This window comes from Pseudomonas fragariae (ex Marin et al. 2024), from assembly GCF_059621105.1.
In genome coordinates this window covers 853,445-877,546 of the sequence record NZ_CM184369.1, presented here as the reverse complement: position 1 = coordinate 877,546, position 24,102 = coordinate 853,445, and the positions used below count along the sequence as shown (strand labels likewise).

Genomic DNA, 24,102 nt, shown 5'->3' with positions numbered 1-24,102 from the left:
TTCCTTCCGATAAAACTCCTGCAAAACTACCGTAAGCGTTCTGTGAGGTCGTCTAAGGAGCTATAGGTATGCAGCTGAGCTAGTTCGCGGATGGCCCCGCTGGCAAACTGCATTGGGACCGGGAAGCTGAAGACAACTACGCTTTCCACTGTAAAATCTCCTGCGATGCCAACAAAGGCACCCACTCGGCCCTGATATTCCCGCAGTACACGCACTCGGTCCAAGTGCTTTCTGAGCAGATCACGCTTGCCGTTTACTTCTACGTTGCGAAAATCGCTTAGCTGTTCGGCAATTTCCCCGTAGGTCTTACGAAACTGCAGGTCCTTGCACTCGATGATGAGGACGCGCTTTTGCTCCGGGCTCCAGGCAAGGACATCAACATCTCCATAGTCACGGTCCAGGCTTTGCTTCAGGATCTTGGTAAGCTTGAGTTCGGCTGCCGTCTGCCAGCCTAGCTCCGTCAGTCGAGCCAGCACCTTCGCATTGAAGGCCATGCCATCTCTATTACGCGCATAGCCTGCGTAGCGTCTCATCGCGCTCCCCAAATGCCGGTCTGGGTAGCTGCCACTGTAGTAGCTCTGCACCGTCGCGGCGAACCCTTCACGCACCAGGCCGGGTGCAAGGATCAGCACAGGGTCGTCCTCAAGGTCGAGTTGGAAGATCGGTCGACGTAATGCGCTTAGCCGCCGACGGAAGCGCCAAGGATCGATATCCTTTTGATCGTACCCATGCGGTACATCGGCCCAGGCTCGGCGGGGAGCCAGCACGAAGTGCTCGAGTATCGTTAGCCCCGTCTCGATCGAGTCCGCCATGGTCAATACCTGCGAGCGCCGTATATCCAGCACTGCCTGCTGCTGGTCGATCCCATAATCCTCGAGGGCATCTAAGAATCGCCGGTAAGCATCCAGATCAACGCCAAATTCCTCCAGCCAGGCTTGGTTAAACTGAGTGTCGATGTCCTGTTGCACGCTTGCCGCGACCTTTGGCTGTTGTAGGTTCTTGTCATAGCGTCGCACCGATGCCTGGTAGCGATAGGCGCTGGTTGCCGAGCCGTAACCTTCCATCACCGTGTCGATAAAATCCTGTTGCACATGAACATCGCCGAGCGGCCGGATGATCACAATCGGCTTCATCAGGTCCCAGCGGATTAAATCCGACCAGCCTCCAATGTGGTAAAGCCGCGACGCCTTAGCCAGCAATTTTGCCAAGTCCAATTTGCCTAGTGGCTTGCACGTGCCCAGAGGCGATTCGCACAGCGCCATTTCCAGCAGGTTTCGGCTTGGCTGGAAGACGGCATTGAGCGTGTACTCATGATCGCGCATAGCACTCAACGCCCCCGTCTGGTTCTCGCGCAAGGCCAGGACTGCTGCGGCTGTACGGTGCCAGCGATCCCGCGAAACACCCGCCACCTCATGATTTTCTAGCACTGCGCGCACCACGCTCTCCCTGTCGAAGCGTCGTAATTGCTCACAAAGATCTCGCTGCAGTTGCCCGACTAACTGCCCAAAGTAGGCAAGGCACTCCGCCTTGCCTGTTATCCGCCCGCCGAGCTCGCGCCCGCGCACTGCCCAGCCCATACCCAAGCAGTCCGCTGCGTCGTCCAGCCGACTAATAGTGATCAGGGAACGACTTGCAAGCTCGGTAATTGCATCGCGATAGCTACGCACCGGAAATACATGGGCATGCCGCGCCTTAGTGTTCGGCACGATCTGTGCCACAAGTGACTCGACCAGTTCAGACGCCGCACCGGCAAGGGTGACCACGCCTTCTACAAATGCCCGGACCAATGCGCGCTCGGCGATGTTCTCGGGATGGTAGATAGCCTGATCGAGGCCTTGGTCGATTAACAGCTCGACCGTCCGCAACTGTGGGTCCAGCCGACAGGTGATCGCTTCCTTGGCATCTGCTTCGTTGCCCCACTCGGACAGATCTGCGGCCAGAGGCGGGTAGACAAAGACGCACCGCCATAAGATAGGCCCATGGCCAAGTTGCTGCGCCAGCACACGTTCCAGCACCGGCGCGCATCGGACCAACCAGGTGGCCACCATCTTCCAGCGATCATAGCTTTCCGTGTCCGGTCCCCCAATGGGAGACGCTAACTCACTCCACCAGCAGCGCTTGGTAGTCAAGAACGCCCCTTTAGGCCGCCCTGGCGCATTGACGCTACCGTACAGCGGTTGAAGGTCATCCTCGTCGAAGTAGCTAGACTCCTCTTTTCGGATGATAAACCAGGAGCCATCCACGTATTCCCGCGCGTGTTCGTCTGTGGCAAGAAGCGCCCGATGACGAAGATCCAGAAGACCGTTTTGTGTGATTGATACCACAAGGCTGGTTACACTAGCCTCGACCGGGATCTCGGCATGCGGAATCATGTGGCCATTGAGCGCATCCGTCCACGCGTACATATTTAGGAGTCCGTTGGCGTTCTGCAGCCAGACGTTGCTGCCCTGCAGCCGCATCTCAGATTCCCACAACCGCCACAGATCCAGTGTCTTGAAACCATTAATATGGCTCAGCGTACAAAGATCGTGGATGGCGATCGCCTCGATCTTCCAGTCCGCTCGTGGCGGTGCGACGAACGACATGCCCATGCCACGCCCGACCCCACAGCAAACTAGCAAAGTGATGCCGCTTTCAAACCCCGCACTCTCGCTCGCCCGTTGCTGGGCTTGCTCCACGATCCGAGAAACATCGGGCGCGACTAACTCGGTCATCTTGTCAACGCCGGCGAAACCGCCATCGGCAAAATTCTGGAGGCTATCTAGCACAAACACCATGTTGAGCCAGCGGCCAGCGTCTACCATACGAGTCAGGTGCGCCAAAGGCGCTGCCTGTTCATTCGTGAATGACAGCGGCTGCCTGGAGGTCAACGGCACGGCATCATGTAGTAACTGGACGTATTCGATGGCCAGGTTGTATCGCAGCGATGCGCGCAAATAAGGAACGCTAAAGCTGCGCAGACACCACCAACGGATGGCTAGAGACACTGCGGTCGGCAACACGAGATACAGGGTATCGCCGACCATTGCCAATGGGCGACGCTCCAAATCAGTATTGCCGAATGATTGCTCGCTCAGCCCCTGCCTGAGCTGGGGAGTGAACATGAATGGGCGTAGATCTTCGACATCTACGTCAATTGCCCGCAAGTCTGCGGCAGTAAGTCCGACCCCATTACGTAATTCCGCTGCCTTAGACGCCATTCGCAAAGGCAGGCTAGTGAGGCCCATTTCGGCGCCGCGCAGATTACGGCTAAGTCCCGCCCTTGAGCAGAGCAGATCCGACACCTTCAACAATGCGTGCCCCGTATCGGCTATGACTTTGAAATTCCCCTCGACAGGCATCTCGTCAAGTAAGTTGACAAAACGTTGCAGATAAAAGCCTGCGCCCTCCCAGATGCCAGAGAGGATTCGGTAGTTACCGCGTCTGGAGCTGATGTTCTGGACCAGTACGTCCTCCGGAGGATCCTCCAATACACCCACCGCACTACCTGCCACGTGAAAACCGTGCACCATCATTTCTGGAGGCAACGATCGTTTACCATTGCCCGCCGCGATGGCCATGTGAATCAAAAGCTCAATACGTAGACAGTGTTTTTGGCAATCCGCACGAAGCAGCAGCCCACCGAACGCCGCCGCACTTTTCACCGGGCAAAAACCGTCCAACTTTTTAGGCAGTGGCGAACAAGCTGCCATTAGCGAACCGAGAGATTGTTGGCCGAATCCTTTCGCCATCTCAGTTAGTAATGAGCCATAATCCACTTGGTATGGGCCGAATTCCGGATCCTGCGTGTCCATATTCAATCCTTTGAAGCACCCGTTATAGTTGTGGTTTCGAGCAAAACGCTGGCCAGGGTGGAATTGCACAGCAAGATTCGGATGCACTATGCAAGGCTCGATTGAATAACGCTAGTAGGGAGCATGTGCAGCCTTGCGACAGGTGCTTGGCCAAAGCGGACGCATGCACGCTGCGCATGAAAACCATCGTAGCTTTGGAGAAAAACGCGCGCGCCCTTGCCAGCGTTTCATGAACTGGGTTGATAGACGGTGCCGAACGTACCGATTCCGCCCTTGACACAACTGGCGAACTTGTAAGAGCCTGGATAGGTAACTTCAGCTTCAAACCCGTAATGAGGGCTACCTACTAGTGGCCTCGACGCAGCTGTCTGCGTGAACATCCCCAAAGCTCGCAAAGCAACCGGAAGCGCGAGCGGCCAACTGACGTTGGTGGCTGCACACTCCTCACTTCATCAACCCAATGGGAATCCTCCCATTGGGCCGGGTTCCCTTTTTGAGAACCCTACATGAATACCTTCTCACTGCTCATCACCCCTAAGATAGGGGAAGCCCGCGGCGTCCCACGTATTTGGCTTGAGGGCCAAAAGCTTTTAAATGCCGGCATCGAAATAGGAACTCGTTTTTCACTCATCCGCCTAGAAGGACAGACTAGGCTGGAACTCGTGCCAGCCACATCACCAGAGTTCAACACAGGCGATGTCACGGTCTCCAGGCGGGTTAAAAATGGAATCACGACACCCCTCATCGAGATCCGGACAGCCTTACTCAGAAGCTTGTTCAAGACCGCAGAGAAAGTCCGAGTTGTCATTCGTTTGGGAAGGATCATCATCACCCCCCTCGACAATGACAAGAGGATTGAAGAGCGTCTGGCGCGAATGAAGCGCAAGCTCGATGCCCAAGAACCACTGGCGGTATGCAGTCTGTTTCACGGTGGAGGCGTGCTGGATCGTGCGATACACGCCGGCCTGGCGCGTTCAGGAATTGATACGTTTGTCAGGATAGGTATTGAGGTTGAAGATCAGTACCTGGACGCCAGCCTGCGCAACAACCCAATGCTTTGGCGAGACACTTCATTCGCAATCTGTGCAGATGTCCGGGACGTACAGCGCGGCACGGGCACACCAGAATGTGATTTGGTTGTTGCGGGCATTCCTTGTACTGGAGCCTCCCGTGCAGGCAAGGCCAAAAACAAACTCAATTCAGCCGAACAACATCCGTCCGCGGGCTCGTTATTCATAGACTTTCTGGACTTTGTCCGGTACTCCAACCCAGTCATGGCAATCGTCGAAAATGTACCTGATTACCAGACCAGCACTTCGATGGAAGTGATCAGATCTGTGTTGAAGTCATTGGGCTACCGGCTGTTCGAGTGCATCCTCGACGGTGCCGTGTTCGGGGCTTTCGAAAGCAGGTCCAGGATGGCTTTGGTTGCATACACGGAGGGGGCTTTTGAGCCTTTGAGACTGGATCAGATCACCCCTCTTCGCACAAAAGAGCGCTCACTCAAGGATCTCATGGACGCTGTGCCAGAAACAGATGAAAGCTGGAAGTGTTATGACTACCTGGGACGTAAAGAGGAGCGCGACATTGCTAGCGGCAAGGGCTTTCGCAGGCAATTACTGACACCTGAAGCAACCTCATGCGGTTGTATTGGGCGTGGGTACGCGAAGGCAAGATCGACAGAACCATTTATTCGACACCCAAGAAACCCGGCGCTCAGCAGGCTTCTGACGGTAAGCGAACATGCTCGCGTCAAAACCATACCGGTTGAGATCGTTGAAGGAGTATCCAACACCACAGCCCACGAAATACTGGGTCAATCTGTCATCTATACCGCTTTCGAAGCGATAGCGGCCGCTGTAGGAAAGTTGATAACGAAGCTGCACAGAACTGCCACACCGGCAGGTGTGATGGCGGCTTGAAAACGTCCGGCCTACCTTATGGGTAGCGCCGGGCTATCCTCGAAAGGTTTTAGTACCAGCCAAGTTGCTTGTGGGTTTTCCAAATCTTCACTGAGCATGCAAGGCCACTTACAGCGCAGATCGCCATGAATACGAGCTCCGGAGTCCCTCTACTGTCCCAGCCGGTCAATGCGCTAAGCGAGTCATACCCCAAAGCCACCGTACCGGCTACGACCGCAGCCGTACCGCCAAAAATGAGCAATAAATAAAGCAGAAATGTTTTCATCGCATTACCTACTGTTTGTCCAGGTCAGCCGCTACCCAGCCTTTTGCACCATTATATTCATCACCTCCTTCGGCGATGAAAATGTGGCCAGTTTCATCCACAGCGAATACACCCGGGCGCTCATGGCTCGCGTCACGCAATGAATCCTTCCAACCGTATACCTCGCCTTGCCAGATCAGCACAATGCCGCCATGGTGATCCTGGTTGAGATCTCGCCACTTAGTGGCAGTTGCGCGCAGAGCTCCGCTGAGATCGGTCATGGCTAAATCTCCTATCCTGATGGGGCCTCGCGGCAATAGGCTGCTTATATGGCCTATGCTGGATCACCATTCCAATTGGAAACGGCAGACTTCAGCTCTACGTCAAGCGTTTCGCACTGTTCTTCACCCAGCAAACTCTCTGCCTGCAGAGCGCCGATCTACCCCTGAGCTTGAGCTGCAACATGGAGCATCACCTCCAAGTCGCCAGCTATGGCCACGTTCTCGATGCGTTGACGGGCACGTTCCATGATTTGGACGCTTGGATCATTGTCTTTCATCGTAGATTTTCCGCTCTGTTCTGACCTATCAATGACTTTTCACGCAGCACTTCAAAGACCTCGCGCGCAAGTGCTGCCATCATCAGAACAAACCCCAATAGCAGAGCAATAATACATGCCTCGCTGTACGCCAGATCTGCAGTGCGCTGCCCTGCTTCCCCCAGACCTATAGAAGCCAAAACCGCAATCAATTGAGCCACTGCTAATTTCATAAGACGTTCCTTCTGTCTTTTCGATGCAAAAGTCGTGTATTTCTAATTGCCAAGCCCCGCACGAAGCGAGGTTTGGAGTGAAGCTGTGCGGCAGCCAGATTGGCGGTCGGCACTGGGTGCGAAAGGTCTTTTCCGATGCAACTGTGTGCTCCGTAACAACAGTGCAGTGGTCCAGCGAGACAGCACCCGAAACATCCTCCACCATGATAACCGGCTCGCAGCAAAAGCTCGACCGTAAGCTTGCAGGCCCGCTTGCTGCACTGTTTACCGACACCACTACCGTGCCTGCTGCTCGATGGCAGGCGCACGGTCCATACAGGCGCCACCAAACCCCAACCGTCCCGATAACGGTTTCCTACTGACGACAGTTCATTAATCGCGTTTTCTGTACCTGACACCACTTGCAGGTACTGCCTAATGCCACCCTCCAGCCCCTACCGCCTCAGCGGCAAGAACCGCATGGCCTTACTGATCTTGATTGCGGCCATACAGGTCCCCCTCGCGAACGCAGAGACGTGGATCGTTACCGACCGGAACCACCCAGTTCAGGCACCGGCACATGTCCGGCTGATCCTCCTCGACGAATCCGAACGGCTCGAAGCCAAGCTGTCGGAAGGACTGCCGGCGAACCAGCAACAAGCCATCGCGATCATGCAGCAACGCCTCATGAGCAGCGATGCACAGCGCTTGCAACGAGATCTGGCTTTGGCTCAACAAAACCTCGTAGACGCCTGGAGCATGGGGGTAACGAAGGTCCCTGCAGTGGTGGTCGACCGCAAGTTTGTTGTGTACGGGGAAACCAACGCTACGGCCGCTGAATATCGGATTGCCCAGTGGCGCGCCGCCGCCAAATACCAAAATGCAACTGGCCGGGGGGAGGCACCGCGATGAACTTGCCAAAGCCTCCAGCATGGGCAGCCCTGGCACTGTCGATCACAACCTGGCCGGCAGCAGCGGGCACGGTGACATCTGCCAACCTGGTCGCCTCAACCCTGTCACCTGACTGCCTGGAGTACAAGGTGGTCGGGATCTGCTACTGGCTGCTCTGCACTCCGTTTGGATGCAAGGTGAAGACGTCGACCAAGGTTCGTCACTTCGTTCCAGACGCCGTGGTCTCAAGCTACTCGAATACCGGTGAAAACCCTTGGGTGGAAGTCTCTTCGTTGAGCTCACCCACTTCATTCGCCCAGGATGGCGGTGACGGAACCACTAATCACAATAACGAGAATAGCCTGGCAAAATTCAAAAACGCTGACGTCATAGGCCACCCCGGGGGAGCAACATTCAGTAAGTTTGCCAGCGCCTCGGGCTATGCCTGTCAAGGCGCTGCAACGCCCTATATGCCCTACCTGCTGAGCACCTTGGACACCGTCGCCTGGCGTTACGGAGTTCCAGAATCAGTGTATCCAGAAGCCCTGATTCCCGGCCGTCGAGAGGTGGGTGGTCTCACGTCGGGGGATATGTGGGGAAGCGTCTACCCTCGCAGTGGTTTTATCCATCAAGCCGACGATTACAAGGCGGCATCAGTGATCGCGCAGCGTGTAGGTGACGTGGTCACTCGCAGCGGTCAGGTTCATGTCTATCAACCGCTCCTGGCAAAGCCCCAGCCAGGCTACTGGCCTGCAGGAGAATTGATGGAGACCGACGCTACCACCGGTAAGTGGCAAGAGCTCACGCCGACCCTCAGTCAAAGCTGTGCGGTATTTCCAAACTCCCAGTCCCGTGTGCAGGCAACCGATGGTGGTTACGCCTGGGCGTTATGGCGCCCGTATTCCTGCTGCAAGCGGGAAGGACAAACCTTTCTTGGCAGTACGGACTTTCAATGATGATCAAGAGCACTTCAACTATGCGCCGCGCTGCTTTCCTGACTATTGCATTCATGAGCACTCTGGCAGCCCACAGTGCTTTCGCTGAGACGCCGGGAATCAATGCAAGCTCGGCAGGCAGTGTGATCGGTGACGATGTGTTGTACAGCGTCGGAGGCGGCAACGCAGTGACTATGGGTACGGCGGGGAACATGGATAGCATCAGCATCGGCGGAGGCTGGAACAGCAATCTGGTCTGCGGAAACATGAGCATGAACAACACGCTTCAAAATCAGTTGAATGGAGCAACTTCCGGATTTCAGACGATCATGGGGTCGATGATCTCAAACGCTACCAGCGCCGTTTCATCACTGCCAGGCCTGATTATCCAGCGGGCTAATCCGGCTTTGTACAACCTGCTCACCAACGGCATTCTGCAGGGTCGTCTTGACTTCGACCGCTCCAAAGGCACTTGCCGTGCCATTGCTGACAAGATGCTCGATGTCGCCGGAGGACAGATGGGCTGGAACAAGATCGCCGAGGGCCAGGCTATGAGTCAGGCGGTGAAAAACGGGAACACAGATGCTGTCTCAGCCGTTGCACAGGTCGAAAAGCAGGGAGGGAATGACGGTATTACGTGGCTCGGAGGGAATAAGGCCGGCGGATCTGGCCAGCAACCTATCAAAGTCGTAGGCGACGTTACCCGAGCGGGATACAACTTGCTGAACGGACGAGGCGCTGCCGATACATCGTCCATTAGTCCTTCGGCCTGCAACAACGGCATGGTGTGTTCCACCTGGTCCTCGCCTCAGGCAGCTACCACGTTCGCCAATCGGGTACTGGGAGAGCAACAACAACGCACTTGTGAGGATTGCACCAAAACAACCTCCACTGCCGGCGTTGGCCTCACACCTCTCATACAGGAATCCTACGACTCCAAGCTCAAGGCGCTGCAGGAATTGATCTCGGGCAGCAAGGCCCTCACTTCAGAAAACTTGACTGCAGCGAGCAGCGATTCTCTGCCTGTTACCCGTGGAGTGGTCGAGGCACTCAGGACTGAGCATGACCAGGACATTCTCGCAAAACGTCTTGCTTCAGAGGTAGCGTTATCTGAGGTTCTCGGCAAAGCGCTACTGCTTCAGCGCACTATGTTCACCGGCAGCAAAGAACCGAACATTGCCGCCAACGATGTGGCCCTGCAGGCGGTCAGTCAGCAGAACAGCAGCCTGCAACAGGAAATTGACAACCTCAAGACCGAGTTGGATATGCGTCGCAGCTTGGCCAGCAACTCACCGACAGCCATCCTACAGAGGGCTCAGAGCCGCAAGGACAGCTCCAAAGGTATCTTTCAAGGGGATCCAACGCCCGACCGCCTCGATCAGCTGCAGAACCCTGCAAAAGGTAACTGACTATGAACTCATTGCCGGTTGCCAATGGGTGGCTGCGTAGGGGCGTGAAAGCGCTCGTGTCATTCACCTGGCCGGTCTTGCTGACCATTGTTCTGGCTGTGACTTTCATGACAGCCATCGCACATTTCTTTGGGGATGTTGAGCAGTTCAGGGAATGGCAAAAAGCACACTACAACTACATGCTGGCCTGGCGGCTGTCGCTTTATGCAGCGATAGGGCTCGGCTGGTACAGGCTAAGGCGCACCCTTAAACAGCGAGCATCAGACACAAATCTATTCCCATCGGGACTTCGTCGCTGCGAGGTCATGGCCATCTTCGTCATTCTCCTTTTCGAGCTTCGGCGCGCCGCCACTGTAGCGGGAGTTGACCTGCCATGATCTTGCACACGAATGACTACCTTGAGTATTACCTGACGTTGGTCGGATGGCTCATAAACGGCGGCATCTGGAACATGATCGAGGACAGCGGGCTCTTCGCAGCCCCCTTTGCCGCCATTGTCATCAGCGAATGGCTCAGAGCCCGCGGTGAGGGAGCTGATGAGGGCAACAAGGGCGTACTCTCGTTGGCCCGAGTAGAAAACCGGTTCTACACGGCAATCCTAGTCATCATCCTGGCTTGCATGCCTCTGGTAAACGTCAGCATTGATACCATCCAGTTCGACCGAAGCCGCTCAGAGCAATGCCAATACTCAATACCCAATCCAACTGATACAGGCTGGGAAACATCCTTCAGTACGCTGAACGGTAAAAGCGCCACAGTGCCCGTCTGGTGGCTGTTTGTGCATGCGATGTCCAAGGCAGCAACTGCGGCCTCAGTCGCAGCTATTCCCTGTGGAGTGGACTTGCAACAGGTCCGGATGGACGTCAACAAAGCCCGCATCAATGATCCGCTGCTTGCCCAGGAGGTCGCTGACTTCACGAACGATTGCTACGCACGTGCGCGCGCAAAGCTGTTCATGACCCAGCCTACCCTCAGCAATGATCAACTCAACGACGTCAACTGGATCGGTTCGCACTTCTTTCTGCAAACATCCGGCTATTACAGCGATGGTTTCTCTGGGTTCAGGTCACACACTCCCCGAACCAAATGGCCCTATGACGCAACCCGGGACGCGGGCCTGCCACAAACCACTGGTGGTGGTGGGTTTCCTACATGCACTCAATGGTGGTCGGATGAAAGCGTCGGGCTCAGAACCAGGCTGCTGGAACAGGTCAGTCCAGATCTGCTGAGCAAGCTTGCTCAGTGGGCAAAATTCATGACCCAGACCGAAGTGAGCGACTCGGTCATCCGGGATCTGGTCTCTCCGAGGAAGCAGCAACTGACCCAGGGTCAGGTTTATTCAGACTATGGCGGTCAAGTCGGTGGCTCTGTGCTAAATGACTTCACACGCCTTGCAGCTACAGCTGGTCAGGCAGCAGGATCTCTTGTGATGTATCCAGCCATGGACAGTGTAAGGCAAGCAGCGCCCATGGTGATGGCCTTCCTAAAGATGGCTCTCATCATTAGCATTCCGTTTGTACTGCTGATTGGGGCGTTCGACTTGAAAGTCGTGATGACGGTGACTTTCGCAGCATTTGCCTTGATTTTCGTGGACTTCTGGTTCCAGCTCGCACGATGGGTAGACAGTACGATTCTCGATGCCCTCTACGGCAACGGGATCGGCAGCAACGTTCCTCACACCAATTTTGACCCGGTATTTGGAGCGAGCAATGCGCAAGGAGATCTGCTGCTGGACTTCGTGATGGGAGCGATGTTCATCGTGCTCCCCAGCTTTTGGATAGTCGCGTTGGGCTGGAGTGGTGCAAAACTAGGAAGCTTGATGAGCGGATTGGCTACTGGCACTAGTGGGGCTCAGGACGCTGGAGGGAAAGGTGGACAGTTGGCTATGTCAGCAGCCAAAGGGAAGATCTGACCAACTGCGTAAATGTGCGTGGTACTGGTTTGAAACAGCTACCTGGCGCACTTACTCGACCCGGTGGCTACCAACATAAGTCCCATAACCATCCAAGCCTTCACGGACTTCGATCTTCGCTGCCTTGTTGGCATCCAGGTCGAAGTCGACGCTCTGCGACCCCTGCTGAATCGAAGGGCTGCTAAAGATACCGATTCCGATCGCGATGATGGCAAGCAATCCAAGAAGCTGTAGCAAGCCCCAAGTTGCGAGCAGCGCTCCAGCACCGAGTACAGCCGCCCGAGCACTCCACTTCACAGCGGTCACAATGAATGCAGGTATACCGGCACGGCCTAGCGATGACCACAAAGCTTTTTCCAGGCGCAAAACTGCAGCCACACCACGGCCCAGGCCCTGCCCGATCCGCATTGCAGCGTTACCTTGTACTTTAACTGTGCTCATAGCCACCTCGTGACTCAACCAACATATCGTTCTGACATCATTTATAGACCTATAAACTCACATATTCAACCTACTTTCCCTTAGAAATCAACCTTCCGACAAACAGCCGGCCGACTGTTTCAAACCGTATAGCGCTTCGGTTCGACAGTGTTTTCAAATGAAATACTGTTCCAGTAATCCAAGTGCGTCCGCACCTTGATCCCTACCTTTACTGAAGAATTGCATTCGACTTGCCCAGTCGTTTGCATCGGATCTGACCCGCGCAATGGGCGCGCCTTGACCGGCAGAAATCGGCCAGAAGCAGTCGGTCGCGATCAGAAAGGTTTGGCGACAACGAGTCGCTCTCGCCCTCTGTTTATAACCCATCCTGCCTAATTCCTGGCCGCAGGCTTGCAAGCTGAGCAATGAAGATTTAGAGAACACCAATGAGTGTGCTCATGTACACTCGTGAGCTTCGTAAGTAGTTTGAAACCGCCGCTGCGTGCAGCGGCCGTACGGATACCGCACACATCATTTACAGGAGTTTGGAGTTGAACAACTTCTCGCAGAAAACGCGCGCGCGCGGGCGGAGCAGCCGCAAGAGATCGATTGTGACTATCTCGCTGGTCATTGTGGTCGCACTAATGGTCGCTGCAGCGCTGGTTCAAAATCGCGGACTACAGATTGATGCAAAGGGCAATGGAGTCGGCGTGAAACTCGATCCGGCGGAGCAACCTGCCCCCTCTATTGCCACCCACAACGCCGGCTCTCCCATCGTTACCGCACCTGACGCGAAGGTCGAGGTCCACGTCACCGGGCCAACTAAATCGGCGCATGCACAAACCCCTGTAAAGGACGGAATGTCCACCCACGGAGCGGCCTCGCCGATCGTTACCGGGCAAGGCGCTGTGGTTAAGTCCACAGTCGATACCCGGCCATGAGGGGGGCTAAACTTCGCCGTGCGGCGATGATGCTTTCGGTGCTGGTGATGCATCCGCTGGCCCTGGCGCAGTCACCAAATATGCAGACCACGGGCCCATGCTCGTCCATCGTCACCGGTGCGGGCGCATCGGGGACAAGTTATTGCATCGGTATCACCAAAGAAGCGTTGGAACGCCTGACCAACATCACTGCCGCGAGCCAGGGCCGCAGGCTCTTTGTTGCAGAGGCTTGGCTTAGCCCGACTCCGATATTCGGACGACCCGGCGGTGACAAGCAATCCGTTAACGAGCAGGTTTTCTTGTCCGTGCGCGCGACGAACATCACGGCGGCGCCCATTGTCCTGACAGCAGCCAAGTGGGAGATATTGCAGGCGACAAATCTGTCCAAGGGCGGCGGCTCATTCGGCTTTAGAAACTTGCTGTGGCCTGCGCTTTCAGTGAACAAGCCAATCAAGATCGAGGCTGGAGAACAGGTCGACATCAAGTTCGGTGAAGGGTTGGAGCTGAATGGCATGGCCAGCCGCCTGCGTAAAAACCGTGACCTGGACAGTGCTTATACATTGCCTGTCGAACCGACACGGATCAACGGCGACAGATACATCAACTGGTTCGCCGAACAGATGGGGCTGCTGTACGGGACCGGGGCCAAGTTGCGACTCACGCTTTATGAGGGTGACTACAAGCCTATCGCCAGTCTGTCACTGCCACTCGCCCAGGGTGTGGACTTTTTCTATCATGGCGAGGCGGTGGACCAGAAAGGAAACGTGCAGTACGCGCCCCGCCTGGCGTACGACGCCTTCCTCGGCCAGTACCTCGAAATGCGGGCAAAAATGGAGCCTGGGTTTCGTATCAATACTCCGCCGACCAGGGTGATTGAGGTGACTCCAGATCCTAGCGTGTGGGGTAAGCAAAGGTATCGAGATCTGGGGGTTCAAGAGCAGCCGGAGGAGTGATGTTGCGCGCATCGTGGCAGTGCTCTGGAGTCCTCATATAGTAGGCGGATCAATGCATCGTTCCTGAGCAAATCCCGGAACCCCAGCATGTGGTTTATCGAAAGGTGTCCACGCCTGGAAACGTGGAGCTTGTGGGTGCGGACCCCATGCACGTTGCGCCGGTAGAAATGATGCCCTTCCGATAGATCACTGCCTCGAACATACCCCAACGCCAACAAAAACTCGTCTCGCGCCAGCTCATTGCGATGCAATCCATCCTCGATGAGAACATCGATCCCAGGCTTGGCCGCGAGCCCTGGAACAGCTGTGCTCCTGACGTGGTGGATGTCGTTAAATTCATCGCCAAAGGCTGAGGCAATGAGTGACTTGTCTGCTGGAGGCGGTCGGGCCATTCAGGGTCATAGGGGAAATCCTGATAGTTATCGCCACGTCCGTTCCTTGGAGGCAAATAGGTAATGCGCTGGATTGTCCCTCAAGAAGAGAGCGGCTGCTATCGGCCGATTCCTGCCGGTCAAGGCGCGCCCATTGCGCGGGTCAGATCCGATGCAAACAATTGGTCAAGTCGAATACAAATGGGTGGTCAAGTCCATGCGATTACGCACTTTACAGAGCTACTAGAGACTTTTCACCTCCCACAACTGATCGAGCCTGGTTGTATAACTTTGACTCATCAGCTCGCGACGCATAGCCCATTCCGGATTGAACGGAACACTCCCAGCTCGTAAAGTCCCTCTGCCCCAGCGTGTGTTGATCTCATCCAGGACTCCCATCACCTTCTCCGAAGATGCTGGCTGCGAAGCAGCGAACATGTCATCCGTAAATTCTCCAGGCTGTCTCAGATCCAGCAACAGAACCTCAGCTTTGCTGTACTTGAACCCCGGTCGAAACAAACGATTCACTGCCTCAGTCGCCGCCCTGGTCATCAAGCGCACGTCGTTGGTGGGATATGGCAATTCAACCAAAGCGCCGTTGGCGTACTTGGCTTTTTCCGGATTGAACATGCCGGTACGGATGCTGACGCGGATCTTCTTGCACAGCGAGTTTTGAGAACGGAGCTTCTCGGCCGCACGCTGAGTGTAGGTGGCCACAGCCTCTTTGATAGGCTGAATGGTGGTTAGCCGTTTTCCGAACATTCGGCTGCAACAGATCTCCTGCTTGGGTGGTGCAGCTTCGCCCAGCTCCAGGCACGAAGTACCTGCCAGTTCACGTGCGGTCTTTTCAATGACCACGCTGAACCGGTCGCGCAGAGTACGCGGGTCGGCCGTTGCAAGGTCCATTGCGGTGCGGATGTTCATAGCCTCCAGGTGGGCATTCATCTTCTTCCCTACCCCCCAGACCTCTAAGACCGCCGTATTACGCAGTACCCAGTTGCGGTTATGCAGGTCGCAAATGTCTACAACACCGCCTGTATGGGATAGCAGTCGCTTAGCAGTGTGGTTTGCCAGCTTGGCGAGCGTTTTCGTAGGACCGATACCCACACCCACAGGAATGCCAGTGCATTTGAGAATGTTCGCCCGGATGCGTCGACCGAACGCTGTGAGATCGCCAGGCACGCCGGTGAGGTCTGCAAACGCCTCATCGATGCTGTAGACCTCGGAGGCTGGCACCATCGACTCGATGATCGACATGACACGCTCGCTCATGTCGCCATAGAGCGCATAGTTGCTGCTGAACACCTTGATGCCGTTGCGGCGCAACACCTCTTTGATCTGAAAATAGGGAGCGCCCATTTTCACAAATGGCTTGGCGTCGTAGCTACGGGCGATGACGCAACCGTCGTTATTGCTGAGTACCACGATGGGCGTTTTCTCCAGATCTGGACGAAAAACACGCTCGCAGCTGGCATAGAAGCAATTGCAATCGATAAGCGCGAAGACAGCCTCATGCTTTTCCATGACGGCGCATGCTGTAGTTCACTACGCCCCAGATGACGAGGTTGTCACCCTCCAGGATGTGCTTGGACGGGTAGGCACTATTTTCGGATTGAAGTTTGACAACCCCATCCATCATGAAGAGCCGCTTGCAAATCGGTTCCGAATTATTAAGCGCTGCCACAACGATCTCTCCATGCTCGGCAGTGCGGCTGCGATCAACGACGATCAGATCCTTATCAAAAATACCTGCCCCAATCATGCTGTCTCCGAGAATTTTCGCCAGGTAGACATGCGGTGCCCGTACCTCGGCCAGTTCGTCCAGAGACACGTGCTTCTCGATGTAATCGACAGCGGGAGAAGCAAACCCAGCTGGCACCTGAAATGAGTAGAGCGGTAGCTTGATACCCCCTTCAGACAACGGACCAAGAATGACTACGCTCATGATGAAGACCTTTCGATAAGCTAGCTGTATAGATATACAGTTAACTCTTTGGCCCGCGCGCGGTCAATCGTACTGAAAGGCATTTTCGACGAGTGACATTAGGGGTGACATCATGTGCGGACGCTACTCGATCTACGAATCCATGGACCACTACCTCAAGGAGCTTGCCCCAGAGCAGCTCGTGATCAATGGGTACGACCTAAGGCCCATAGAGCGCTACAACGTGGCCCCTAGTACCCGGGTTGAGATCATCCGTCCCACCGAGGAGGGCCTGAGTGTCGACAAGGTTCGGTGGGGGTGGGAGCCTTTCTGGGCAAAAGGCAAACGACCAGCACCAATCAACGCGCGAGTCGAAACCGTGATGACGGGAAAATTCTTCAAGGAGCTATGGCCTAACGGACGGGCAGTTGCACCAGCGAACGGTTGGTTTGAATGGGTGAAGGACCCGGATGACCCCAAGAAAAAGCAGGCCTACTTCATCCGCCTTAAGAGTAAAAAGCCCATGTTCTTCGCGGCGTTGGCCCAGGTGCACAGAGGGCTTGAACCGCATGATGGTGACGGGTTCGTCATCATCACGTCGGCAAGCGACTCGGGAATGGTGGACATTCATGATCGCCGCCCGGTGGTACTGACAGCAGAAGATGCGCGGGCATGGCTTGATTCCGAAACAGCACCGCAGAAAGCCGAAGCGTTGGCAAAAGAGCACTGCAGGATTGTTGACGATTTTGAATGGTTCCCGGTTGATCGCGCAGTGGGGAACGTGCGGAATCAAGGACCGGAGCTCATCCAGCCTGTCGGGCTTTGACTGCCCCATGCCTTTGACTTCGACTCGACCAGGGGCTGTCCGTCTTCGTCTGCCGAACGTCGTCCGCACCGAAAGGGGCGAAATGGGCTGAAGCAAATGGCAAAGCGAAGGGTTTGAATGGAATGGGGGAATAAGGGTAAGTGCCTTACCCGAAAAGGCCGGCGAGTCCGCCGGAAATGGATGCCAAAAGGGTACGAGAGGCGGCCTCCATAAAAATGAACCTTATAAAAAATGTTACTTAACAGATACTTGGAGGCTACATTTTTCCACGCAAGCGTGGCAACATCCGATTACTGACACTACTTGGATCCCGCCCAATCAGGTGGCGTCTTATGCATATAACCTTTCCAGGACGGATATAGGTTTCGACTTGTCACGCTGAGCCATATAGAGCAAAAGGCCCACCAATGACTTCATCATGGGTGCCTATATGCTCAGTTTCTTCACGCGAAGAAAAGCGTCTCCGATATCGTCCAATGCTGCTGCAGGCTTTTTCAAACCAGAATCTCCCGACGCGTTGCTGTCAACTTCCCGACGGCGCCAGTTGATTGAAAACATCTGGCAGCGGACCTCTCTGCCGCGTGAGCAGTTCGAGACCCTTTACATGCAGGCATTCAAGAGCTATGCAGCCTTGGTGCAGCATCTCCCTGCCTCTGAGAATCACCACCATGCATATCATAGTGGCATGCTGGATCACGGTCTCGAAATCGTCGCCTACGCATTGAAGATACGGCAAATGTATTTGCTCCCCATCGGAGCACCGCCCGAGTCGCAGGCGGCCCAGTCGGAAGCATGGTCTGCAGCATCGGCCTATGGTGCGCTCGTCCACGACCTGGGCAAGATTGCAGTAGACGTCAAGGTTGAGCTCGCAGATGGCACTATCTGGCATCCATGGCATGGGCCTCTGGATCAGCCATACCGATTCAAGTACGTGAAAGGTCGAGACTATCGGTTACATGGAGCCGCTTCGTCGCTGATCTACTCCAATGTAATTCCGGCAAAGGCACTGGACTGGCTCAGCGGGTTTCCCGAGCTCTGGTCTCAACTCGTGTTCGCGTTCGCAGGTCAGTATGAGCATGCCGATATCCTTGGTGAAATTGTCTCCCAAGCAGACCAGGCTTCCGTGGCACAGGAACTCGGAGGCAATCCTGGTAGGGCTATGTCAGCGCCCAAACAGTCTATCCAACGGCAGTTGGCTGAAGGCTTGAGGATGCTCGTGGCGGATAAATTCAAGTTGAACCAGCCCGACGGCCCCTCGGACGGATGGCTGACTCAGGAAGGCTTGTGGCTTGTCAGCAAGCCAGCCGTAGATCAGCTCAGAGCTCTTCTATTGTCTCAGGGTATCGAACACATCCCCACCTCCAACGCCCCAATGTTTAATCTGCTCCAGGATCAAGCGATCATTCAGCCCAACGGAGAGGGAAAAGCCATTTGGAAGGCCAGCATCGATAATGGTCGCGGCTGGAAGAACACGTTCACAGTGCTGAAAATAGCGCCGGCACTGATCTGGCCAAACACCACTGATAGACCTGAGACGTATACCGGCACGCTGACCGTGGAATCTGCGCCAATGGCGGATGACAACGAGCAAGTTCCTGCTGGAGGCGACGAATCTCAACCGGTGAACAGCAAAAATACGCCTGCAGCATCAGCATCAGAAGCGCGCCCTGCACCTAAGCAAGCACCTGCTGCAGCAAAAGATTTTGATGCGCTGGACGAGCTGCTCGATCTGTTCCCGGACCCGGTAGCGACAGCATCGACTCAACCAGCACCCGAGCCGGTGGGCGATGATGACCAGATTCCGTTTTTGCCCCCTCCTCCGGCAGCTACCCGTCTTAGCCAACCTCGGCAGCTTGTGGGTAACAAGGCAGAAAACCACACAGCCCCAGTCGAAGAGCCGGCAAAAGTCTCGCCGGAAGGTAGCTCAAGCCACGGCTCGAACTTCCTCACCTGGCTGAAGGGGGGCGTGATCTCCCACAGGATCATCATCAATGACGCCAAGGCACGTGTGCATACCGTGGATGGCACTGCGTTCCTGGTAAGCCCGGACATATTCAAACGTTACGCACTTGAGCACCCAGACATAGAGCGTGAGGCTAAAGAGCGAGATCTAGAAGCTTGGCAGGTCGTTCAGCGTTCTTTTGAGAAGCTGAAAAAACATCGCAAGACTGGCGCAGGCCTGAACATCTGGACATGCCTGGTCAAAGGACCACGAAAAAGCAAGCAACTGCGGGGTTATCTGCTCATAGAACCTACCGACGTTTTCAGCGAGGTGCCCTATGACAACCCGGTCATCAGCTTGGCAGAATTGGTAGACAAGGACACATCTGAATGAAACCGATGACGCTTCCGGAACTGACCCAGGAATACATACTCACTCATGACCTTAGGCCCGACACCGTCAAGATCTATTGGGCTGCCACAAAATCCTACGTCAGATTCTTCGGCGACTGCCTTGCCTGTGAGACGACCCACCGCGACATGCTTGACTGGCGCAGGTCTGAGCTCGAGCGGATCTCCAAGCGCAGCTGGAACACGTACTCCAGCCATTTGCGCACCATATACGGCTATGCAATCGAGCACGGTCTGCTGGATCTGGTTGTTAACCCACTTAAAAACACGCGTGTGATGCCGCCCAAGCGCCCAAAAAAGACAGTTGCGAACGACGCAAGCGTCCGCGCCCGTAACTGGTTGAGGATGCTGACCGCAGAGGAGCGTGCCACCGCAAAACGGACGGAAATTACACCTGCCTGGTTCTGGCTGAGCGTGTTCGAAACGTTCTACTACACGGGGATCAGGCTCAACGCGCTGCTATGCCTGAGATATGCGGATGTATACCTGCGCGACCGGCTGATCAGAGTTAGAGGCGAAACGGAGAAGACTCATCGTGAGTTCCTGATTCCTATCCCGGACGGTCTGATGGCTCAGCTAGAAACGCTTATGCACGCAGCGAAGGCCTTGAGGTTCCAGCCTGGCGACCAGTTGTTCAACGTAAACAGATTTTCAGGCCACTACCGCCGCCATGAGATGAACTCCAACCAAGTCGAGGCGATGTATAAAAAACTCACTGCGATGACCGGTATACGGATGACGCCTCACCGCTTCCGACACACGATCGCCAGTGAGCTGATGACGCTACCGGAGCGCAACATCTATCTGACCAAGAAATTGCTGAACCACTCGAATATAGCTACCACGATGGATTACATCGAACCCGACTACGACATGATGCGGGAGGTGATGAATGAACGAGGAAAGCGGCCGGCCAAAATCAGCTACATGGCAAAACCGGATGCGACCCTGCGTGCTGATAGACACCGATCAATATCTGCTCCAGTTAAGGACTTGACTCCGTTGACTACGGCTCGCGAAACAACTGCAGAAGCCGAAAGCTCTGCTGGCCGGGCCTTGGCCAGGCCCCGCGCATTGCCTACACCGGTCTCGACAATGAGCCCGTCAACTGCTCCAGATACCAGGACAGTGAACCGCGACGAAACGCCCTCACCCGCTAGTGACCGCGACACCGCAGTCAGCCAGCTACCGTTAGGCTGCTCCAGTCCAGAAGATCTATTGAGAAGCTTGGGGGAACTCACCAGGTGGGTACAGAACAACATTGCCGGCGGAGGAGCTGGTGCTGAACCAGTGATCGAGGAAAGACCTGTCCCAAGCCAGGATGCTCGGCATCTACGCCCGGAAATGCTGGAATTGGCCGGATGGATCGGCAGGTCAGGAACTTGAGTCTATGTAATCAACCACTATTTAGAGCACAGTGATTCGGACAGGCTGTGCCGCGCCGAGACTATCGTCGGGATAGGACGAGTTGCTACGGCGCGATTTCGCGTCAGGGGGATTATGCAAAACCGTCAACGACCGATTAGTAACTCCAATGCGAGGTCAAACTCGGTGATTGATTCGATAATTGTTCGCACTGTAGCGCGATCAAATTCATGGTCTCGTTGCGAATCGTGCACTCCGCTGTTGAGATAACCCCACTCAATGCTCCCCGCACCCACGCCTAATAATCGGTCAAGTGCGGTTACGACATTTGTGGTGCCAGGGTACTGCCCCGCAAGGCGGGTCAAAGCCGACCGCAGCTTGGTACATTTATTGTTAAGCTCCCACTGCGCGCGTGGTCCTCCGAGCTTCAGCTCAATGCGACCATCAGCGCGTCGGCCAAGCCAATTCCAGATACGGTCAGTCAGGCTCTCCAGCGCTGGGCGCGCCTGACGCAGCGACTCCCGTTTTTCGTCCGCCGCAAACGCCTGTTGGGCCAGCAGCACATAATTCTTTACCGGCGGATCGCTATCGACGCGAAGCTGATGCTCACCATGGTGCGGAAGAAACTTGTAACGCTTTATGGCCGAAGCACGCCGAGCACCAAGCTCTTGTTGGATGCGGTGCAGAAACTCTTCGGCATGGGATGTAAGGATGACTTGCTTGCCATCTAGAACACCGTCCTCGAAGAAAGTGCGCCATATACCGTCGCGATGTTCATCATCGATCGCATTGACGACGTCGTCGAAGATAACAACAGGGCATCGCTGTTCGATATTTTTGGCGAGCAAAATCGCTAGGCCCAAGCACTTGATGTGACCTTCGCTCAAAACGATTAGTGCGTCATATCGGGTGCCTGGTTCGGAGCCGAACTCTACATCGATCCTGCCGTTTTCTGCCACTGGCAGCCAAAGTGCATGCAGCAAATCACCGGGCGAATCACCACGATTGAATGCGTTGTATAAATTTCGGGTCTGCTCCCCCATCCCTTGAAGAAGAACTCCCGGTAGTGCAGCCACGTACTCCTGGATCACCGGCAGAAAACCGTCATAGGCTGCTTTGATACGGTGATGTTTCGCGACAACTGACACTTCTTGAGTTGCAGCTTGGATCAGTTCGAGGTTCGTTTCATCAAATTGGGCTACGGTCTGATGGGCGGCCGCCAAGTCTTGGTCAGCTGCTGCTCGCAACGTCCTTAACCGTTCGACATCCAATCGATTCTGGTCAAGCCTTTCTCGCTCCTCGGCAAGTGCAATACGTTGCGCGTTCGCTTCACGAGCTTGGGTATCAAGCCCCTCGATAATCTCGGCAATGCGAAGTAAGCCCTTCCATGCGAGCTGCTCACCCTCAACCCATTCGGCCAACCAGGAACCGCCAAAAGCTAAGGGCAATAAAGGCAGACTATGCGCGCTTAGATCTTGTAAACATACGGTTGCTGCGACGCTTACTACCCTGTGCATCTCTTCCCATAGCGTTCGGACTGCGTCGCTAAACTCAGCGCGCAGGTTGCTCTCACGCTGCTGAAGGGTGGCGAGTTGAGCGAGTTGCTCGATGCCAGCGCGCGCCTTCGTGAAAGGATTTTGGGCGACCGTGGCCAACCCGGTCCCGCATGCTGGGCAGGTAGTAGCCCCTTCGGCTAAGGCCAGCACCGCTTCGTAAAGTTTGGCGTATGACACCTCACTTGCACGAGCGGAGAGCTGGCCAGATGCCTCCTTCCACAAGTCCTGAGCGCGATATGAATCTGCAAGTAACGCGAGCAGCCTGTCTCGGCTTATCCCATGGACCGTGGGCGAAACGGCATTGAGTTGCGCTTGAACATAAGGCAGCCGCCCCTGCTTCTGGGGCGTACCAAGCAGCCATTCTACACAGGACAAATACGTGGAGCCTGGCGACATGCGTTGCGCGAGCAAGCACTCTTGCTCCTCGATGCCCGCAATTCTTTGAGGATAAGCAGCGATGCCCTGCTCAGAACTAGAAAGCTGAAGTCGACGCAATGTCAATTGAGAGGCTTGAGCGCCGACAAGCATCAGATCCTGATCAAGTGAAGGATTGAAGCCACGAACGAACTCGGCGAACTGCTCCATACCAAACAGTGTCGCGATAAGCTGGCGCTGATCTCCGGGAGTGCGTGCTGCTATGCGGGCGAAGTCATCAAGGCGATTTTTTTCGATAAAGCAGAAACGGTACTTCGCCTCATCGGGCTGCACGACCCTATCGCCGTCTGCGTCTCTGGACGAGAGCACCGGTGGGATATGCCGACGTAAGCGAGCATTGTTGCAATACTGCCGTTGGTCTAGGCGCTTGACTTGGGCTTCGCTGATGGACCCTAGCATCGCAACTTCTAGCGCCTCGAAAAAACTGCTCTTACCGGTGCCGTTGGCTCCGTATACCAGTGTAATGTCGTGGCTGAGGTCGAAGGCCTCCGGACGCATAAAACCACGGAACGGTCCGACCTGTAGCTGGTGCAGACGCCCAAGCTCTGAAACAGCGTCTGCCTCGCGAGGATTTTCCTCGTAAGCGACTGGCATCTCAGCCAAATGCGCAATAGCTAAAGGTGCCAGACGTGTAGACCGCCCTCGGCGTGCCGCACCGACCGCGGCAAGTGGCTCAAGATGATTGAGCACCAGGAGCGCGAGCCGGCGCACGTCGTCGTGCACCTCACGCTGGGACAGATATGTTAGGAACCGATGGTACTCCGACTGAATGCTCGCCATGCCGATATCCTTTTAAGCAATGATGAAGCCAAGGTAATGTGGGGGAGTGGTGTTAATCGCGCCTGCGCGACTTGCGCCGGTGAGCTGTTGCTTCCGTCCGGTGTAAGAGGTTACAGACTTCTATGCAAAATAATTGATCGGCAGAGCCTCGCAGCCTCTATTGCAGAAGCGCCTCTGCTCTCCGACGTGAATATAAGCAGCATATGGCTTGGATGGTGGTATGCATAGCGGGCGGATGCTGGCAGTCAATCATGCACAGTTCGGTAGGTAGGTGCACTGAGGCTTGCTGACTGGCACGCTCACCTGTGTTCGGATGCTGAGC

General features: G+C 55.4%; 18 protein-coding genes and 2 pseudogenes. 11 read left to right on the top strand and 9 right to left on the bottom strand.

What is annotated here, in order from left to right; all coding sequences use genetic code 11:
- Nucleotides 1–26: 26 nt before the first annotated feature.
- Complete coding sequence (locus AC54XV_RS03860; protein ID WP_496717938.1) at nucleotides 27–3,794, bottom strand: anti-phage protein Upx-like protein; 3,768 nt, start codon at nucleotides 3,792–3,794, stop codon at nucleotides 27–29.
- 506 nt (nucleotides 3,795–4,300) lie between these two features.
- Between AC54XV_RS03860 and AC54XV_RS03855 the strand changes: the two genes are divergently transcribed.
- Nucleotides 4,301–5,716 carry a DNA cytosine methyltransferase gene (locus tag AC54XV_RS03855; protein ID WP_496717936.1) on the top strand — a complete coding sequence of 472 codons (1,416 nt, stop codon included), beginning with the start codon at nucleotides 4,301–4,303 and terminating at the stop codon, nucleotides 5,714–5,716.
- Between the two features lie 273 nt (nucleotides 5,717–5,989).
- On the opposite strand, the gene AC54XV_RS03850 is transcribed toward AC54XV_RS03855, so the two are convergent.
- From AC54XV_RS03850 to AC54XV_RS03840, 3 genes and pseudogenes are all read right to left on the bottom strand, one after another.
- Complete coding sequence (locus AC54XV_RS03850) at nucleotides 5,990–6,241, bottom strand: hypothetical protein (protein WP_176394376.1); 252 nt, start codon at nucleotides 6,239–6,241, stop codon at nucleotides 5,990–5,992.
- A gap of 53 nt (nucleotides 6,242–6,294) precedes the next feature.
- Nucleotides 6,295–6,519 (bottom strand): annotated as a pseudogene (locus tag AC54XV_RS03845) (hypothetical protein).
- Nucleotides 6,516–6,731 carry a hypothetical protein gene (locus AC54XV_RS03840; RefSeq protein WP_087672712.1) on the bottom strand — a complete coding sequence of 72 codons (216 nt, stop codon included), beginning with the start codon at nucleotides 6,729–6,731 and terminating at the stop codon, nucleotides 6,516–6,518. The pseudogene AC54XV_RS03845 and the gene AC54XV_RS03840 overlap by 4 nt, the downstream one beginning before the upstream one ends.
- Nucleotides 6,732–7,148: 417 nt before the next feature.
- Between AC54XV_RS03840 and AC54XV_RS03835 the strand changes: the two genes are divergently transcribed.
- From AC54XV_RS03835 to AC54XV_RS03815, 5 genes are read left to right on the top strand one after another with little or no spacing between them, the layout of a single operon-like run.
- Complete coding sequence (locus AC54XV_RS03835) at nucleotides 7,149–7,622, top strand: TIGR03757 family integrating conjugative element protein (protein ID WP_496717934.1); 474 nt, start codon at nucleotides 7,149–7,151, stop codon at nucleotides 7,620–7,622.
- Nucleotides 7,619–8,557, top strand: a complete 939-nt coding sequence (locus AC54XV_RS03830) for a TIGR03756 family integrating conjugative element protein (RefSeq protein WP_496717932.1) — start codon at nucleotides 7,619–7,621, stop codon at nucleotides 8,555–8,557. Before AC54XV_RS03835 ends, AC54XV_RS03830 begins: the two co-directional genes overlap by 4 nt.
- Nucleotides 8,554–9,945 (top strand): integrating conjugative element protein, encoded by a 1,392-nt coding sequence (locus AC54XV_RS03825; RefSeq protein ID WP_496717930.1) that lies wholly within the window; start codon nucleotides 8,554–8,556, stop codon nucleotides 9,943–9,945. Before AC54XV_RS03830 ends, AC54XV_RS03825 begins: the two co-directional genes overlap by 4 nt.
- Nucleotides 9,946–9,947: 2 nt before the next feature.
- On the top strand, nucleotides 9,948–10,322 hold the full coding sequence (locus AC54XV_RS03820; protein WP_496717928.1) for a hypothetical protein: 375 nt from the start codon (nucleotides 9,948–9,950) through the stop codon (nucleotides 10,320–10,322).
- Complete coding sequence (locus AC54XV_RS03815) at nucleotides 10,319–11,857, top strand: conjugal transfer protein TraG N-terminal domain-containing protein (protein ID WP_496717926.1); 1,539 nt, start codon at nucleotides 10,319–10,321, stop codon at nucleotides 11,855–11,857. The genes AC54XV_RS03820 and AC54XV_RS03815 overlap by 4 nt, the downstream gene beginning before the upstream one ends.
- A gap of 51 nt (nucleotides 11,858–11,908) precedes the next feature.
- Here AC54XV_RS03815 and AC54XV_RS03810 read toward each other — a convergent pair whose 3' ends face one another.
- The gene (locus AC54XV_RS03810) at nucleotides 11,909–12,298 is read right to left on the bottom strand and encodes a DUF3742 family protein (protein ID WP_122529218.1); all 390 of its coding nucleotides are present in this window, start codon (nucleotides 12,296–12,298) and stop codon (nucleotides 11,909–11,911) included.
- A gap of 530 nt (nucleotides 12,299–12,828) precedes the next feature.
- Here AC54XV_RS03810 and AC54XV_RS03805 point away from each other — a divergent pair.
- Together AC54XV_RS03805 and AC54XV_RS03800 are read left to right on the top strand one after the other, a co-directional pair.
- Complete coding sequence (locus AC54XV_RS03805; protein WP_496717924.1) at nucleotides 12,829–13,218, top strand: hypothetical protein; 390 nt, start codon at nucleotides 12,829–12,831, stop codon at nucleotides 13,216–13,218.
- A 26-nt stretch (nucleotides 13,219–13,244) separates the two neighbouring features.
- The gene (locus tag AC54XV_RS03800) at nucleotides 13,245–14,171 is read left to right on the top strand and encodes a hypothetical protein (RefSeq protein ID WP_240035494.1); all 927 of its coding nucleotides are present in this window, start codon (nucleotides 13,245–13,247) and stop codon (nucleotides 14,169–14,171) included.
- On the opposite strand, the gene AC54XV_RS03795 is transcribed toward AC54XV_RS03800, so the two are convergent.
- The 3 genes from AC54XV_RS03795 to AC54XV_RS03785 all read right to left on the bottom strand — a co-directional run bounded on the left by AC54XV_RS03795 (nucleotide 14,150) and on the right by AC54XV_RS03785 (nucleotide 16,487).
- Nucleotides 14,150–14,563, bottom strand: a complete 414-nt coding sequence (locus AC54XV_RS03795; protein WP_496717922.1) for a GrpB family protein — start codon at nucleotides 14,561–14,563, stop codon at nucleotides 14,150–14,152. The two genes, AC54XV_RS03800 and AC54XV_RS03795, sit on opposite strands and share 22 nt — an antisense overlap.
- A 222-nt stretch (nucleotides 14,564–14,785) precedes the next feature.
- Nucleotides 14,786–16,066 (bottom strand): translesion error-prone DNA polymerase V subunit UmuC, encoded by a 1,281-nt coding sequence (umuC, locus tag AC54XV_RS03790; RefSeq protein WP_496717920.1) that lies wholly within the window; start codon nucleotides 16,064–16,066, stop codon nucleotides 14,786–14,788.
- A complete protein-coding gene (locus AC54XV_RS03785; RefSeq protein WP_003318766.1) occupies nucleotides 16,053–16,487 on the bottom strand; it encodes a LexA family protein in 435 nt (144 codons plus the stop codon). The genes umuC and AC54XV_RS03785 overlap by 14 nt, the downstream gene beginning before the upstream one ends.
- A 112-nt stretch (nucleotides 16,488–16,599) precedes the next feature.
- On the opposite strand from AC54XV_RS03785, the gene AC54XV_RS03780 reads away from it, so the two are divergent.
- The 3 genes and pseudogenes from AC54XV_RS03780 (at nucleotide 16,600) to AC54XV_RS03770 (ending at nucleotide 21,030) form a co-directional block, all read left to right on the top strand.
- Entirely contained in the window at nucleotides 16,600–17,292 is a 693-nt protein-coding gene (locus tag AC54XV_RS03780; RefSeq protein WP_103736482.1) for an SOS response-associated peptidase family protein, read from the top strand.
- A 523-nt stretch (nucleotides 17,293–17,815) separates the two neighbouring features.
- A pseudogene (mobH, locus tag AC54XV_RS03775) lies at nucleotides 17,816–19,627 on the top strand (MobH family relaxase); the annotation flags it as partial.
- Nucleotides 19,624–21,030 carry a site-specific integrase gene (locus AC54XV_RS03770; RefSeq protein WP_496717917.1) on the top strand — a complete coding sequence of 469 codons (1,407 nt, stop codon included), beginning with the start codon at nucleotides 19,624–19,626 and terminating at the stop codon, nucleotides 21,028–21,030. The pseudogene mobH and the gene AC54XV_RS03770, both read left to right, overlap by 4 nt.
- Nucleotides 21,031–21,155: 125 nt before the next feature.
- On the opposite strand, the gene AC54XV_RS03765 is transcribed toward AC54XV_RS03770, so the two are convergent.
- Nucleotides 21,156–23,780: an AAA family ATPase gene (locus AC54XV_RS03765; protein WP_496717915.1), complete on the bottom strand. Its 2,625-nt coding sequence runs from the start codon at nucleotides 23,778–23,780 to the stop codon at nucleotides 21,156–21,158.
- Nucleotides 23,781–24,102: the final 322 nt, after the last annotated feature.

Coding starts and splice junctions, on each gene's coding strand:
- AC54XV_RS03860 (WP_496717938.1), bottom strand. CDS start 3,794: ATGGACACGCAGGATCCGGAATTCGGCCCATACCAAGTGGATTATGGC.
- AC54XV_RS03855 (WP_496717936.1), top strand. CDS start 4,301: ATGAATACCTTCTCACTGCTCATCACCCCTAAGATAGGGGAAGCCCGC.
- AC54XV_RS03850 (WP_176394376.1), bottom strand. CDS start 6,241: ATGACCGATCTCAGCGGAGCTCTGCGCGCAACTGCCACTAAGTGGCGA.
- AC54XV_RS03840 (WP_087672712.1), bottom strand. CDS start 6,731: ATGAAATTAGCAGTGGCTCAATTGATTGCGGTTTTGGCTTCTATAGGT.
- AC54XV_RS03835 (WP_496717934.1), top strand. CDS start 7,149: ATGCCACCCTCCAGCCCCTACCGCCTCAGCGGCAAGAACCGCATGGCC.
- AC54XV_RS03830 (WP_496717932.1), top strand. CDS start 7,619: ATGAACTTGCCAAAGCCTCCAGCATGGGCAGCCCTGGCACTGTCGATC.
- AC54XV_RS03825 (WP_496717930.1), top strand. CDS start 8,554: ATGATGATCAAGAGCACTTCAACTATGCGCCGCGCTGCTTTCCTGACT.
- AC54XV_RS03820 (WP_496717928.1), top strand. CDS start 9,948: ATGAACTCATTGCCGGTTGCCAATGGGTGGCTGCGTAGGGGCGTGAAA.
- AC54XV_RS03815 (WP_496717926.1), top strand. CDS start 10,319: ATGATCTTGCACACGAATGACTACCTTGAGTATTACCTGACGTTGGTC.
- AC54XV_RS03810 (WP_122529218.1), bottom strand. CDS start 12,298: ATGAGCACAGTTAAAGTACAAGGTAACGCTGCAATGCGGATCGGGCAG.
- AC54XV_RS03800 (WP_240035494.1), top strand. CDS start 13,245: ATGATGCTTTCGGTGCTGGTGATGCATCCGCTGGCCCTGGCGCAGTCA.
- AC54XV_RS03795 (WP_496717922.1), bottom strand. CDS start 14,563: ATGGCCCGACCGCCTCCAGCAGACAAGTCACTCATTGCCTCAGCCTTT.
- umuC (WP_496717920.1), bottom strand. CDS start 16,066: ATGGAAAAGCATGAGGCTGTCTTCGCGCTTATCGATTGCAATTGCTTC.
- AC54XV_RS03785 (WP_003318766.1), bottom strand. CDS start 16,487: ATGAGCGTAGTCATTCTTGGTCCGTTGTCTGAAGGGGGTATCAAGCTA.
- AC54XV_RS03780 (WP_103736482.1), top strand. CDS start 16,600: ATGTGCGGACGCTACTCGATCTACGAATCCATGGACCACTACCTCAAG.
- AC54XV_RS03770 (WP_496717917.1), top strand. CDS start 19,624: ATGAAACCGATGACGCTTCCGGAACTGACCCAGGAATACATACTCACT.
- AC54XV_RS03765 (WP_496717915.1), bottom strand. CDS start 23,780: ATGGCGAGCATTCAGTCGGAGTACCATCGGTTCCTAACATATCTGTCC.